9 protein-coding genes, 1 tRNA gene and 1 pseudogene are annotated in these 13,923 nt (G+C 63.7%); 1 reads left to right on the top strand and 10 read right to left on the bottom strand.

Annotated elements, in window-relative coordinates:
• The 5 genes and pseudogenes from I8N66_RS26060 to I8N66_RS26040 all read right to left on the bottom strand — a co-directional run.
• A partial coding sequence (locus I8N66_RS26060) for a DMT family transporter (RefSeq protein ID WP_291159955.1) occupies nucleotides 1–854 on the bottom strand: 854 nt, incomplete at its 3' end.
• Nucleotides 855–1,294: 440 nt separating this feature from the next.
• Nucleotides 1,295–1,882: pseudogene (locus I8N66_RS26055) on the bottom strand (glutamate dehydrogenase); the annotation flags it as partial.
• Nucleotides 1,883–2,036: 154 nt separating this feature from the next.
• Nucleotides 2,037–3,743, bottom strand: coding sequence for an adenylate/guanylate cyclase domain-containing protein (locus tag I8N66_RS26050; protein WP_291159952.1), 1,707 nt, complete (start codon nucleotides 3,741–3,743; stop codon nucleotides 2,037–2,039).
• Between the two features lie 307 nt (nucleotides 3,744–4,050).
• Complete coding sequence (locus I8N66_RS26045; RefSeq protein WP_291159949.1) at nucleotides 4,051–5,547, bottom strand: pyridoxal-dependent decarboxylase; 1,497 nt, start codon at nucleotides 5,545–5,547, stop codon at nucleotides 4,051–4,053.
• A 23-nt stretch (nucleotides 5,548–5,570) separates the two neighbouring features.
• A complete protein-coding gene (locus I8N66_RS26040; protein ID WP_291159947.1) occupies nucleotides 5,571–6,659 on the bottom strand; it encodes a pyridoxal-phosphate dependent enzyme in 1,089 nt (362 codons plus the stop codon).
• Between the two features lie 86 nt (nucleotides 6,660–6,745).
• On the opposite strand from I8N66_RS26040, the gene I8N66_RS26035 reads away from it, so the two are divergent.
• Nucleotides 6,746–8,755 carry a transcriptional regulator gene (locus tag I8N66_RS26035; RefSeq protein WP_291159945.1) on the top strand — a complete coding sequence of 670 codons (2,010 nt, stop codon included), beginning with the start codon at nucleotides 6,746–6,748 and terminating at the stop codon, nucleotides 8,753–8,755.
• Between the two features lie 355 nt (nucleotides 8,756–9,110).
• Here I8N66_RS26035 and I8N66_RS26030 read toward each other — a convergent pair.
• From I8N66_RS26030 to I8N66_RS26010, 5 genes are all read right to left on the bottom strand, one after another.
• Nucleotides 9,111–9,206, bottom strand: a tRNA-Sec gene (locus tag I8N66_RS26030).
• A complete protein-coding gene (gene selB, locus I8N66_RS26025; protein ID WP_291159942.1) occupies nucleotides 9,207–11,111 on the bottom strand; it encodes a selenocysteine-specific translation elongation factor in 1,905 nt (634 codons plus the stop codon).
• Nucleotides 11,108–12,484 carry an L-seryl-tRNA(Sec) selenium transferase gene (gene selA / locus I8N66_RS26020; RefSeq protein WP_291159940.1) on the bottom strand — a complete coding sequence of 459 codons (1,377 nt, stop codon included), beginning with the start codon at nucleotides 12,482–12,484 and terminating at the stop codon, nucleotides 11,108–11,110. The genes selB and selA overlap by 4 nt, the downstream gene beginning before the upstream one ends.
• Entirely contained in the window at nucleotides 12,484–13,395 is a 912-nt protein-coding gene (fdhE, locus tag I8N66_RS26015; protein ID WP_291159938.1) for a formate dehydrogenase accessory protein FdhE, read from the bottom strand. Before fdhE ends, selA begins: the two co-directional genes overlap by 1 nt.
• A gap of 102 nt (nucleotides 13,396–13,497) precedes the next feature.
• On the bottom strand, nucleotides 13,498–13,923 hold a 426-nt coding region (locus tag I8N66_RS26010), incomplete at its 5' end, for a formate dehydrogenase subunit gamma (RefSeq protein ID WP_291159936.1).

Below are 13,923 nucleotides of genomic sequence, written 5' to 3'. Positions count from 1 at the left end.
GATGTACGGTTCGACATCGCAACCGACAGGATCGCTGCAAGAATGATTGCGCCGCCCAATGCTCCGCTGGCGGAAAATCGCTCTCCGAGTAGCATCGCTCCGCCCAGCGCCCCGAAGACGCTTTCAGCGCTGACGATCACGGCGGCGTGACTTGCCGAGGTGAAGCGCAAGGCGGCAATCTGGATGCCGAAAGCGATCGCAGTGGAAAACACCCCGAGTACCACCAGTTCGGGGCCGGCCGCGGATACCGCGGCTGGTGAGAGGTTCCCTTCGACGGTCCCGAACAGAAGGGCGATGGCGGCACCCCCGAGGAACTGCGCCGCAGCCGCGGTGAGCGGACGCCCATGAACCTGCAGGTGCCGCCCCAGTTCGACGGCCCAAATCGCATAGCAGGCGGCCGAGATGATAGCGGTGAGGTCGCCACTGTTGAGTTCGGAAATCCCGCCCGACAAAAGCAGGGCGCCGACCACGGTCAGCACGGCGGCCACTGTGAGGTTCATTGTTGGACGTTCGCCGATAATTAGCCACGCGGCCAGTGGTGTCATCACCGTTGCTGTGCTGATCAGGAAGCTCGCATTCGTGACGGTGGCGCCGAGATAGCAAAGCTGCTGGAGGGTGACTGAGATGGCAAACAGTGCGCCCACTCTGGCCAAACTCGGGACAAAGCCCGACCGGGTCGGCAGTCGCCTTTCGGTCAAGACAAAGGGCAGCACAAGCAGCCCGCCGATCAGACAGCGCAGGCCCACCGCATTCAGCGCGTCGAGATGCTCAAGCACCGTCTTTTGCGCGACATTGCCGAAGCCCCACAAAGCGGCTGCAAACAACAACAACAAGTTGGCTCTTGTTCTGGACACTCGTCACCCCCTCGCGCCAACGCGTGTGTTGTGTCGGTCATCCCAATTCGGCGAATTAAAAATGATCGGCCGTCATGGTGACGCTTGGGCGGGGAGCGCTACAGTTCTTGAAACGTTAGTTTCACGTTAGAATTTCGTCAGAATGAGAGAGAAGATGCGAAGTGAAGGCGGCGGCACTGCAAAAAGAATGATTTTGCCCTCGCAGTGGCGGCTTTGATCCTGCTCGTCGTGTGGAAGACGTTACCGTGGATCGTTGTGGCACCTATGGCCATAGGCGGAACTGCTCTACACCTTTCTAGGCCTTAGCGCGGACCACTCCCATGAAGGTGGAAAAATCATGGCGCAAGAAGTCCGCTTCGCGCAATTGCGGACAGGCTGCTGAGCAAAGACAACCGAACTGTCGTGGTGATCGGTCGCCCGCCCAGCCGTAGCAACCTAAGTCAGATCACACCAAGTGCATCCATGGCTTGGGCAACTCTGACAAAGCCCGCAATGTTGGCTCCAAGGACATAGTCACCCGGCGCACCGTATTCGTCGGCTGTCTCTGCACATGCGTCGTGAATGTTGCGCATGATGGTGGCAAGGCGAGCCTCGGTCTGGTCGAATGTCCAACTGTCGCGGGATGCGTTTTGCTGCATTTCGAGCGCGGACGTCGCTACCCCACCGGCATTGGCGGCCTTGCCTGGTGCAAACAGAACGCCGGCTTCCTGGAAGATGCGGATGGCATCGGGCGTGGAGGGCATGTTTGCGCCTTCACCGACCGCCGTCACGCCGTTCGCAACGAGCTTCCTCGCGTCTTTTCCGGTCAGCTCATTCTGGGTGGCCGATGGCATTGCCACGTCACATGGGACATCCCAGATTGATCCTGCATCGGCGTTGACGAAGTAGACGCCCTTGCCCTTGGCTCGCAGATAATCGGAGATGCGGCCACGGCGAACCTCCTTGATCTCCTTGAGGAGCGCAAGGTCGATGCCGTTCTCGTCGACGATATAGCCGGAGCTGTCGGAGACGGCCATGACCTTGCCGCCTGGCGGGATGGTCGCCCGGAAACGATGGTCGTTGTTCCCTTGAGAAACGACAGCGAATGCTCGAATAATGCGCCCCCTACCTTTGTAGGAGTGAATGACGAATCACAGATCGATCAGCTTTCGAAACCTGAGGCCAAGGGGTCCCCACCCGCTGTCACATCTCCGGCAGGCCAGCCTTTCTGAAGCCGTCGACAAAGTGGTCTCGAACAGACGCATCGCGCAGCGGCTGGGAGCTGAGCCAATGGCCGATCGTGAAATGAGGGTGGGCGATCAGGAACAATTCTGCTTCTCGCCGCGCCTCCTCACGGTGGCCCAACTGCGCAAGCGTAGCAGCCAGGAATTTGCGTGAGTTGGTGCGATACGTGTCCTTCCTGCGGAGTGTAGCGGCTGCCGCCACATAGTCGCGCGCGGCGTATTGCGCCTGACCAAGATGACAAAGATACCAGCAGGTCGGATAGGGATTGAGCCGCAGCGCTTTTTCGATCTGCGCTAGTCCGTCGGCAACCCTGCCGTCCAGCACGGACATGTCGGACATGGCAGCCCAGGTGTCGGCGTGGTTGGGGTCCAGCTCCAGAGCCTTGGCGAAGGCCGCCTCCGATTCCTCCCATCGCCGCTCGTAAGCCAAAATGGTCCCCAGAACGTAGCGGCAGCCGGCATCGTTGGGATCGAGGTCGACCGCCTTCTGCGCGAACGTCGTCGCCATCCGACGGTTAGGATCTTCGGGCTCGCCGAAATGAGTCCAGGCAAGCCAACGGTTATAGGCGAGCAGACCGAGCGCCTCAGCATATGATGGCTCGAGCTCAACCGCGCGCTGTAGCAGCATATAGGCCTCACGCTCAGTTTGCGGCGACTCTTCCGTCAGCAGGCGGGCGCGCACACACAGATCATACGCCTCAAAGTTCTTCGGCCGATTGCGCTGCGTCGGGATGGTCAGCCGGCCGACGAGGGCTTCAACAATCTTGGCGTTAACTTCATCCTGCAATTCGAAAACATCTTCCACTGTCCTGTCAAACCGGTCGGCCCACAAGTGCTGGCCGCCAAGCGCGTCGATCAATTGGGCATTGATGCGGACACGGCCATTAGCGCGTCTGGCGCTCCCCTCGAGGACGTAGCGGACGCCGAGTTCCTGGGCGACCAGCCGTACGTCGAACGGCTTGCCCTTGTAGCCGTAGACGGAATTGCGCGCGATCACGAACAGGCCGGCGTTGCGGGAAAGGTCGGTGATCAGGTCCTCGGTCAAGCCGTCGACGAAAGGCGCGTCCGCTTCATCCCCACTCATATTCGTGAACGGCAATACAGCGATCGAGGGACATTCGGGCAGCGGCAATATGCTCTGTAGCGCATCCGGCCAATGCCACACGTGGACCGGGCGAACCAGGTTCTTTAGATGGCGTTCGCCTGCATCAAAGAACCGGTCGCCGATCTTGCCGACGATCTCGCCGTGAACTTTGGCTGAAATGCAGATACCTCCCGGTGCGGCCTGCGTCTCCAGGCGCGCCGCGACATTGACGCCGTCGCCAAGGACGTCTGAACCGTCGTCAATGACATCTCCCAGATTGACGCCTACACGCAAAAGCAGGCGCCGGTCTCCGGAGGCCTCAACACTAGTGCTGCCCCGTTGCATTTCCAACGCTGCTGCGACCGCGTCCACCGCGCTACCGAATTCGATTAGGAATCCGTCGCCCATGACCTTGAAGATGCGACCGTTGTGGCGCATCACGGCCGGCTCGATAACGCCAGAACGGAGTTCCCTGAGGTCCGCCAGCGTTGCTGCTTCATCAGCCTCCATCAGGCGTGAATATCCAACCACATCGGCAACGAGGATGGCGGCAAGGCGACGCTGAAGAGATTGATCCGTCATGTGAGGACAAGCCTAACGACCGAGTTCGCAAATTATTGTTCAGCCGCGGGTCAGTCACAAGTGGTAAGCGGTAACCTAGGCGACCTCCACCTCCATCGAGCCGGATTCCTTCTTTGTGACCGACGGCGTCGAAGTGGACGACACGGACATAAGTGTCCGCTCAAAGCAGACGGTTCTTGAACGTCTGGTAATGGGCAGCGAACGGGGTCTCGGCGGAAGTGCCCAGCTCTGTTCGCGACATGTCGCATCATCGCATGGCGAATTCGGATGGCCCCTGCACTCGGCGATCGTTTCTAACAAAACGCTATCAAGCCAATGATTGGTCGACTTCCCGCCCGAGCCGCAGCACCTCCGAAACGAGCAGGGCGAGATCTTCCGGGCGGGTGCGATGATTGCATATCGCCGCCCGCAAGCAGTGCTTCCCCCGGATCGTCGTGTCAGAAAGAGCAGCAATACCTTCCTCCTGCAGGCGCAGCATCACTTCGAGGTTGATTTCCTTTAGTCGCTCTTCGCTCTGCCCATCGGGCGCATAGCGAAAGCAGACGATGTTGACCTCGGGCTCTGTGACAAGTTCCAAAGGGGGCTGTGAGCGGACGAGGTCTGAAAGCCACGCAGCCTGCGCAATGTTTTGGTCAATCAGCCGGCCAAACTTGGCAACACCATGCTCCATCAGGGCCATCCAGACCTTCAGCGCTGCAAAGCCACGACTGGTCTGAAAGCCGAATTCGTAGAGCCATTGGCCGGAAGCGATGCCGCGTGACATGCCTTGGAGATATTCCGGCGAGACGGCAAATGTCTCCCGGTGCTTTGTCCGGTCCCGCACAAGCGCGCAACCGACTTCGAACGGGGCATGCAGCCATTTGTGCGGGTCGAGCGCGACGGAATCCGCCCGCTCGATACCCTTGACGCGCCAGGCGTTCCCAGGCGCGATTGCCACGAGCGCACCGATGCACCCGTCGACATGAAACCAGAGCTCCTCCTCTGCGGCGATCGCGGCCAAGGCGGTGAGATCGTCGACCGCGCCGGAATTGACCGTACCGGCAGTGCCAATGACGCAGGCAGGCCTGAAGCCCAGCGCGCGATCCTCGGCGATTGCCGCGCGAAGCGCCTCAAGGTCGATGCGGTAACGGGAATCGGTGGGGATCCGTCTGAGTGCCTTGTTGCCGAGGCCGAGCGTCTCGACCGCCTTGCGATGGCAGGAATGGACCTGGTCGGAGGCGTAGAAGCGCATTGGCTGCTTCAGGGCTGCGACACCCTCTTCGCGCAGATCAATCCCTGCCATGACGTTGCGGGCAACTGTTAGCCCAACCAAATTGGCCACAGAACCGCCGCTTACCAGCGTGCCGCTCGCCGTCTCGGGCAAGCCGATCATGTCGCGGAGCCAGCCGACGACCTGCTGGTCAACGAGGGCGGCGGCATGGCGGCCGCCCCCGAGATTGGAACCCTGGGTCGCTGCGAGGAAATCGCCGAGTGCTCCGGTGAAGTTGCCGGAACCCATGTACCAGGACCAGAACCGTGGATGGATGTTGCCCATCGGATAGGCGAGCACCGTGTCCTTCACCTGCCTGTAGACGTCTTCAAGCGGCATCGGCCGATCCGGGACCGGCGCCCGGTACAACGCTTCGATCTCCTCCGGCAGCGGTCTCCAGACCGGACGCTCGCGCACGCGGCCGAGATGGTCGATGGCATCGTCGACGATCCGGTGGGCGAGCACCGCGACGGACGACCAGTCCGCGGGGTCGAGAGTTTCCGGAGTTGCGAGCAATTCCGGCTGCTCCAGCGACCCCTCACTCGCATCAGACAATTGCGCTTCCATCGCCTTTTCCTCTATTCGGCCGCCAGCTGGAAGCCGGGGGTGGATCGCGACAACTCCATCTCCTCGTCATCCATGTCAGCCGGGATCGTTTCGAAGAGCGGCGTCGACAGATAGCGCTCCCCTGTGTCGGGCAGCATGCAGAGGATCACCGAGCCTGCCGGGGCATGCTCCGCGACCTGGCGCGCAACGCCGAAGGTCGCGCCGCCCGAAACGCCCGTGAAGATGCCCTCTTTCTGAGCAAGCGCCTTGGCCCATTCCATCGCTTTCGGACCGGCAATCGGGACGAGCTCGTCATAGTAGCGGTTGTCGACCGCCTCCTGCAGGACGTCGGGTATGAAGTCCGGTGTCCATCCCTGGATTGGATGCGGCTCGAAGGCCGGATGGCTGGCGGCCGGCGCACCGCCTGCCCCACGCTGCTGCACATGGCCGCTGCCGAGCAATTGCGCGTTGGCGGGTTCGGCAAGCACGATCTTCGTCTCGGGCCGTTCGCGGCGTAGCACGCGGGATACGCCGACGACCGTGCCGCCGGTACCGTAGCCTGTGACGAAGTAATCCAGGCGGGAGCCGGCAAAGTCATTGACAATCTCCCGTCCGGTCGTCGCCTCGTGGATCGCGGCGTTGGCTGTGGTCTCGAACTGCCGGGCGAGGAACCATCCGTTCTTCTCGGCGAGTTCCACTGCCTTGCGATACATCCCCAGGCCCTTCTCGGCGCGCGGCGTCAACACGACCTTGGCGCCCAGCATGCGCATCAGCCGGCGGCGCTCGACGGAGAAGCTATCGGCCATCGTGACGACGAGCGGGTAGCCTTTTTGCGCACAGACCATCGCCAATCCGATGCCGGTGTTACCGCTGGTGGCCTCGACCACGGTCTGTCCGGGCTTCAGCTTGCCGCTGCGCTCGGCCTCCTCGATGATCGCAACCGCGAGCCTGTCCTTCACCGACGAGGCCGGATTGAAGTACTCCGCCTTGACATAGATGGTCGCGTTGCCGACGCCGAGATTGTTGACGCGGATCGCCGGCGTGTCGCCGATCGTCTCCAGCACGCTGCCGAAAAGCCGCCCGCGGCCGCTCGTGGTTCTCAGTCCTGAATTGGTGGCCATTGCGTCCTCTCACTCTTCCGGATGCTAGGTTCGTCGAGGGATGCTAAAGTGCCGGCGTGGGAGCCCGCGTGGGAGTGCGCATGGGAATGGATGGCCCAGACGTGGTTTTTTCGGCAAAGGAGCTGGAACTGCGGCTCCTCGGGCCGATGAACCTCGTGCGCCGCGGTGTGGCCGTGCCGCTACCGCCGTCGCGCAAGGTGCGCGCGCTGCTCGCCTATCTGGCCGTCACGCCCGGTTCGGTTCCCCGTCAGCGGCTCTGCGATCTGCTCTGGCAAGTGCCGAGCGATCCGCGCGGTGAATTGCGCTGGAGCCTGAGCAAGATCCGCTCGCTCGTGGACACGGATGGCCGCAAGCGCGTGATCACCGCCGACGACCGGATTTCACTCGATCTCGAAGGCTGTGACGTTGACGTGCGCCACCTCCTGGAAGCAAGGCGGCGCGGTGTCCGAAACCTCGATCTGGAGGCATTACGAACAATTGCCAGGCGATGCGGAGGCGATCTGCTCGAAGGTGTCGAGATCGACAACAGCCCTGCCTTCGACCACTGGCTGACATCAGTGAGGAGCGAGTTTCGCCTGTACACGCTGGAGATCGCAGCAGAAATCGGCAAAAGAACACCCGTCGGCCGAGAGGACGGCTTGCCAGCCGCCCGGCAATGGCTCGACCTCGCCCCGCTCGACGCAGACGCAAACATCCGCTTCCTGGCGGAACTCTCCCACCGGCGGATGAGCGATGCCTGCACCCGGCATCTCGATACGGCAGCGCGCCTCTTTGCCGATGAGGGCGAGGACTTCGCACCGATCCAAGAGGCATGGGAACGCCTCCGGCCCCTGCCCCGGCAACCGGCGGTCGTCAACGTTTCTGACGGTGTTGGAAAGCCTCCCGAACCCGCCCACATGTCGACATCGCGCCGCGCCTCGATCGCCGTCATGCCGTTCCGCGAACTTGTCGCGGGCCCGGCTGGCCGGCACGATCTCGGCAGCGCGGTCGCGCATGACGTCATCAGCAAGCTGGCGCGCCTGCGCAGTCTCTTCGTGATTGCCCGCGGCTCCGTCTTTGCCATTGCCGGCGAGAGGCTCGAACTGCCCGACATCGGCCGTCGGCTCGGCGTCGACTACGTCGCCACCGGCTTCCTGGAGCAGCACGAACTCGGGATCGGAGTGACCGTGGAGGTCGCCGAGGCAGCCACCGCCCGTATCGTGTGGACCGAGCAGTTCGAAGCGCGCTCGGCCGAGCGCTTTGCCATCGTCGACGAGATCAGCAACAGCATCGTCTCGTCGATCGCGGCCGAAATCGAGAACGAAGAACGCAACCGCGCGATCCTGAAACATCCCGATTCGCTCGACGCCTGGGAGGCCTATCACCGCGGCCTCTGGCACATGTTTCGCTTCACCGCTGAGGAAAACGAACGCGCCGCCGAGTTCTTCCGGCTGTCGACCCGCCTCGATCCGACCTTCTCACGCGCCCATGCGGGCCTCTCCTTCACGCACTGGCAAAGGGCCTTCCAGCGCTGGGGCGACCGCGACGGCGAAATCCGACATGCGCTCAAGGCCGCCGGGCAGAGCCTGTTGATCGACGACCAGAACCCCGCCGCACACTGGTCGATGGGACGTGCCCTCTGGCTGACCGGAGACCACGACCAAGCGGTGCGCGAACTGGAGCATTCGGTCCATCTCAGCCCCAACTTCGCCCTCGGCCACTATGCGCTCGCCTTCGTGCACTCCCAGTCCGGCGATCCCAACGCGGCGATCGCTGCGTCCGATCATTCGCGGCTCTTAAGTCCCTACGATCCCCTGCTCTTTGGTATGCTCGGAACCCGCGCTATTGCCCTCATCCGGCTGGGCGCCTTTGAGGAGGCGGCAACTTGGGCGGTCAAGGCAGCAGCCCGCCCGAACGCGCATGTCCACATCCTCGCGATTGCCGCCCATTGCCTTGCGCTCGCCGGGCGCATCAGTGAGGCTCGTAGCTTCGCAGCCAAAATCCGGCTCCAAAACCCGGACTACCGAACGGACAATTTCCTCGACGCCTTCCACTTCACGCCCGAGATCATCTGCCAATACCGCAAAGCGGCGGTCTTGGTTGGGCTGGATACCTGAATGATAGACCGAGAAGCTTGGCGCCGGACGTGGTATTTCGGTACTCGACGCCTTCTACCGGGGGTAATCGCCGCCGGAACAGCAAACGGACGTTCGGCAACATCTTGCAACGCGTGAGGAGCCGGCGGCCGAAATCGTGGTCAGAAGGAGATCAGGAACGATGGCGTGGCTTGCCTTGCTCCGCCGTCACCAACTTGAATGTTCAATGATGATTCAGACTGTTGCCCATAGGTTTCTGTGCATGACTCATGCGAGATGCGCGTTCAGCGGCCGATGGGGCGACCTACGCGCTTACACTTAGCCTAGTTCGAAAGAAACCGATCTTGGCTTTGACCGTTCCGCACACACCAGTCGATGGCGGAGGGGAGTGGGGGTCGAACCCACCCGGGACAGGCTCGCTGCCCCAACCGGATTTGAAGTCCGGCCGTCCCACCGGAGACGATTCCCTTCCTCAGCGCGCAAACAGATCGCTGCGATGGGGATTTATGCGACGCATGTCTCCCCTGCGCAAGGTGAGGCCAAGACGGTCGTAGAAATCGAGGATTTCGATGGCGACCTTGCGGCCGTTGTGCACCCGGTCGCGAAAGTCGGGCGCGGTGAACCAGCCGTCGTCCGCCTTCGCTGCCACCTCGATCACGATGGCTGCCATCTCCTCGACGACCGCACGGGCGAAAAAATGGTCGTGCGCGATCTCGTGGGTCTGCCCGAGCCGTTGGGCGAGTTTCAGCACGCGCCTTATGTCGCGCTCCTCGGCATTGAGAATGGCTGTGAAATCGCGCACGCGCGGTGGCCGGAAGCGGCTGTCGTCGACGAGATGCGGATGGATCCGCTGCCAAAGATCTTCGTCCGCCGGCGACAGCCGGACCTCGTGGCCCGGCAGCCGCAGGAAGGCGCCGTCGAGCACGATTCGACCTGCATCCGCTTCGTCCCTTAGGAATGCGAGGAAGCTTGTCGGCGGCAGGCGCGGTTTGAGCAGGAGCCGCAGCCGCTCGCGGCCGATGCCGGCAAGCTCCGGGTTTTCTGCGTGGAAGGCTGCGAGTGTCTCGGTCAGGCTCGTCCGCAATCCGTCCACCGCTGCGCACGAGAGCGCATGGTCACCGATGGCCTTCGCCCCGGCGGCACAAAGGAGCCCGGAAAGTGCGTCCTCGCCCAGGCCACGGTCGCGAAGGAAAGCCGCAAGATCGATCGGCGCGATGTCGGACAGGGCGGAAAGGGCGGAGGCCGGTTCCTTATTGCCAGAGGCGATAAGGAAGGCCAGGCGCTCGGGCGTGCCTCGCTTTCGCGCCGGCGGGCGCAGGTCGAGAAAGCGGCCGCCGCCGATCGTCCGGCTGGCCGAGGTGTCGCGCAGGATGAAGCGGTCGGCGATGGTCGCGGCGATGGGGCGGTCGAGGACCAACTGCACCAGGCCGTCTGTTCCGGGATCTAGCGGGCCGGCAAGGGGTACGATCCGCGCGCCGACTTCTGTCGCGTGGGTGTGCAAGCGAACGGGAAACCAGGTGCCGATCGACTTGGTCTCCGAGGCAAGCACGCGGACCTCCGCGTCGATCCGGTCCGTCGGGGCGTGCAGTGCCGGCGCGAGGACGACGTCGCCGCGCCGGATCCCCTGCTTCGTCACGCGTTCGCCGGCAAGGTTCAGCGCACAGCGTTGGCCGGCACGCCCCTCGACCGCCTTGCGGTTCTGCGCGTGGATGCCGCGTATGCGGGCGGTCAGCCCGGAAGGGCTGACGATGACCGTATCGTCGAGCTTCGCACGGCCGCCGAGCACCATGCCTGTCACCACGGTGCCGGCGCCCGCAAGCGTGAAACTGCGGTCGACGGCAAAGCGCAGTAGGCCGGCATCGTTGCGGGCGGCGGTTTCTGCCTCGGCGGCGGCGAGGCCGGCGCGCAGGGCCTCGATACCTTCGCCGGTGAGGGCGGAGACGGCAAGGATCGGCGCCTTTGCGAGATACGTGCCGGCAAGGCAGGTCCGGATCTCTGAGGTCACCGCCGCTCGCCGCTCAGGCCCGGCGAGATCGGCCTTGGTGAGCGCGACGATACCTCTGGTAATATCGAGCAGGTCGAGGATCGCGAGGTGTTCGCGCGTCTGCGGCATCATCCCATCGTCGGCGGCGACCACCAGCAGCGCGAAATCGATGCCGCCGGCGCCGGCAAGCATGGTGTGGATCAGCCGCTCGTGACCCGGCACGTCGACGAAGCCCGTGATCGTCCCGCCGCCGAGGTCGGCATAGGCAAAACCAAGGTCGATGGTGATGCCGCGGGCTTTCTCCTCGGCAAGGCGATCGGCATCCGTGCCGGTCAGAGCCTTCACCAGTGCCGTCTTGCCGTGGTCGATATGCCCTGCGGTTCCGACGATCATAGTGCTGCCAGGGCCGCGATCAGCATCTCGTCGCTTTCCAGGCAACGCAGATCGAGGATCAGCGCGCCATCGCGAATATGACCGACGATCGGGACCGGTAGAGCGCGAAGCCTTGTGGAAAGCCGTTCCGGCGCGTCGCCGCCGCTGCCTGTCAGCCGCAGGCCGGCGCTCGGGATCGTATCGACCGGCAAGGCGCCGGAGCCCACTTGGCTCTCACACGCACAGAATGTTGCCGAATAGCCGTGCGGCTTGAGCAGTGCATCGATTGCCGGAGCGAGACGGTCCGCCTGCGCGGCGATCTCGGCCTCCGGTCGGGAAAGGAAGCGCAGCGTCGGCAGCCGCCCCTTCAGCCGGTCGGGATCGCGGTAGAGCTTCAGCGTCGCTTCGAGCGCGGCGATGCGGATCTTGTCGAGACGAACGGCGCGTTTTAGCGGGTTGCGGTTGATGGCGGCGATGAGATCGCGGCGGCCGACAATAAGGCCCGCCTGCGGCCCGCCCAGCAACTTGTCGCCGGAAAACGTGACGAGATCAGCGCCCTCGGCAACCGCTTCGGCCACCGTCGGTTCGCGCCGCAATCCGAAGGCTGAGAGATCAATGAGTGATCCGGATCCGAGATCGTTGAGCAGTGGCACCCCGGCCTTGCGGGCAATTTCGGCCAGCTGCGGCGCCGGCACCTCGGCGGTAAATCCTTCGATCCGGTAGTTGGACGTGTGGACCTTGAGGATGACGCCGGTCTCTGACCCGATGGCTCCTTCGTAGTCACGCGGGTGGGTGCGATTGGTGGTCCCTACCTCCACCAGCCTGGCGCCGGCGCGGGCCATGATGTCGGGCATGCGGAACGCGCCGCCGATCTCGATCAGTTCGCCGCGCGAGACGATCGCCTCACGGCCGTCGGCGAGCGTGTTGAGTGCGATCAGCACGGCGGCGGCGTTGTTGTTGACGATGGTGGCGTCTTCGGCGCCGGTCAGCTCGCGAAGCAGGCCGCGCAGATGGTCGTCGCGCTGCCCGCGCCCGCCGCCCGAAAGGTCGAACTCCAGCGCCAGCGGGTTGGCCATCGCGGCGCTTGCGGCGCGCACGGCTTCTTCGGCCAGGATGGCGCGGCCGAGATTGGTGTGCAGCACCGTGCCCGTGAGGTTTATGAGCGGGCGAAGGGCGGAGCGGGCGGCCGCCGCCAGTTCCGCGGCAACTCGGCGCGGCAGGTCGGCTGCAAGGGTTGCCCCATCCTCGCCCGCACCGATTTTCTCCCGCGCGAACTCAAGCCCGGCGCGGACGGCCGTGACGACGGCAAGGCGGCCATGTTCTTCCGTCAGCGCCAGTCCCTCTGGCGAGGTCAGCATCTGGTCGACTGAGGGAAGCACGCGATAATCCGGCATCAATACCCCGCGAGATAGGGGTTGAAACCGCCGCGGCGAAACTCGGTATCCTTCATCAGGATATCGAGGCCGAGGCTGCCGACGTCGTCTGCGATCGGCTCGAGGCTCGGGTTTTTCACCTGGTAGAAGATCTTGACCCAGGAATGGCATTCCCGGCAGGTTTCGGCCTTCACGGTCGCTTCCGACGTCTCGACCGAACGATAGCTGATGCCTTTGGTCGAACCGCAACAGAGGCACTTCACCCGCACCTCGTTCCATTGCGTGGCGCAGCAGGCGCAGGCTGCATAGCGCACGTTCTCGACGCCCTGTGTGCCCACGACCGACGACGTCGCAGGCCGGCCGCCGCAGGCGGGGCAGACGCCAAGGCCGACAGGGACGAGCGCTTCCACATCGAGCGTCGCGGCGAGCCGCGCCATGTGCACCTGCACCGCGGCTGCGACGAAGAGATGGGGAGCGGCGCTGTCTTCCGGAACCTGATCCGAAAGGATGTTGGCAAGCAACCAGCGTCGGTCGCTGTCCTCGGCAGCTCGCACCGCGTCGAGCGCCAGCCGGGCGGGGTCGGGCATGGCAATGTCGGCGGCACCTTCCAAGAGAGCGTCGAGAGTCGCGGAAAGGCCGGGGTCGTTTACAAGCGCCAGCCGGTCGATCGGCGGCATCGCAGCGTGCGCCGCCTCGGCAATACGCGCCGATGTCGGCGCCATGACGGGCGGAAGGGTTACTGCCAAGCGAGCCTGGAGTTTGGAGAGCGCCGCAAGGAAGGTGAGATAAGGCGCAAGCGCGTTGCTTTCGGCAAGAAACGCGAAGCGGCGCGCGCGCGTCTGGAACAGTTTGACCGGCTCGGGCAGGAAGGCCAGCGGCGGTGTCGGCACGCCGCCGATGAGGGAGGGATCGGGTTGTACGTCTTCAGCCATCGCATCTCCGGCAATCCGGCGGAGATGCCGGATCATGCAGCATACACGGTGCTACAGCGACCATTGCGCGCCTGACCGGACGCGCGGCGCTGTAGGAGACGTTCATTTTGACGGGTCGGAGCCCTGGCGTCCAGCCAGTTCGCGCAGCCATTTGCGATGATGGCGAAAGGCCCAGCCGCCGGTAACGGTGCCGCGGGTCATCGCCCGGATCGTGCCGCGCGTCCAGATCGCCGCATAGACATGGACGATGAAGATCAGGATCGTGAAAAGTGCTGCGAGCGAATGCACGGCGACCGCGATACGGCGAACAGGAATGGAAACGAGATCGGGGAAGTACTGCTCCCAGATCATGATGCCGGTCGTCACGAGCACAACGATCAGACCGGACATGCCCCAGAAAACCATCTTCTGCCCGGCATTGTACTTGCCGAGTTCGGGCAGGCTCTCCTCGTTGCCCTGGAGTAGATCGCCGAACTTGCGGCTCCATTCCACATCTTCGCGCCGCGGCAGATTGAGCTTCCACATCTG

The sequence above is a fragment of the Ensifer sp. SSB1 genome (assembly GCF_016652895.1).
In the GTDB taxonomy this organism is placed as follows: domain Bacteria; phylum Pseudomonadota; class Alphaproteobacteria; order Rhizobiales; family Rhizobiaceae; genus Ensifer.
Note: the sequence above shows the minus strand (reverse complement) of the source record. Positions and strands in the feature narration are given on the sequence as shown.

What these genes read in the sequence shown, in the direction of transcription:
- fdhE (WP_291159938.1), bottom strand. Translation starts at nt 13,395, where the DNA reads ATGGCTGAAGACGTACAACCCGATCCCTCCCTCATCGGCGGCGTGCCG.
- selB (WP_291159942.1), bottom strand. Translation starts at nt 11,111, where the DNA reads ATGATCGTCGGAACCGCAGGGCATATCGACCACGGCAAGACGGCACTG.
- selA (WP_291159940.1), bottom strand. Translation starts at nt 12,484, where the DNA reads ATGCCGGATTATCGCGTGCTTCCCTCAGTCGACCAGATGCTGACCTCG.
- I8N66_RS26035 (WP_291159945.1), top strand. Translation starts at nt 6,746, where the DNA reads ATGGATGGCCCAGACGTGGTTTTTTCGGCAAAGGAGCTGGAACTGCGG.
- I8N66_RS26040 (WP_291159947.1), bottom strand. Translation starts at nt 6,659, where the DNA reads ATGGCCACCAATTCAGGACTGAGAACCACGAGCGGCCGCGGGCGGCTT.
- I8N66_RS26050 (WP_291159952.1), bottom strand. Translation starts at nt 3,743, where the DNA reads ATGACGGATCAATCTCTTCAGCGTCGCCTTGCCGCCATCCTCGTTGCC.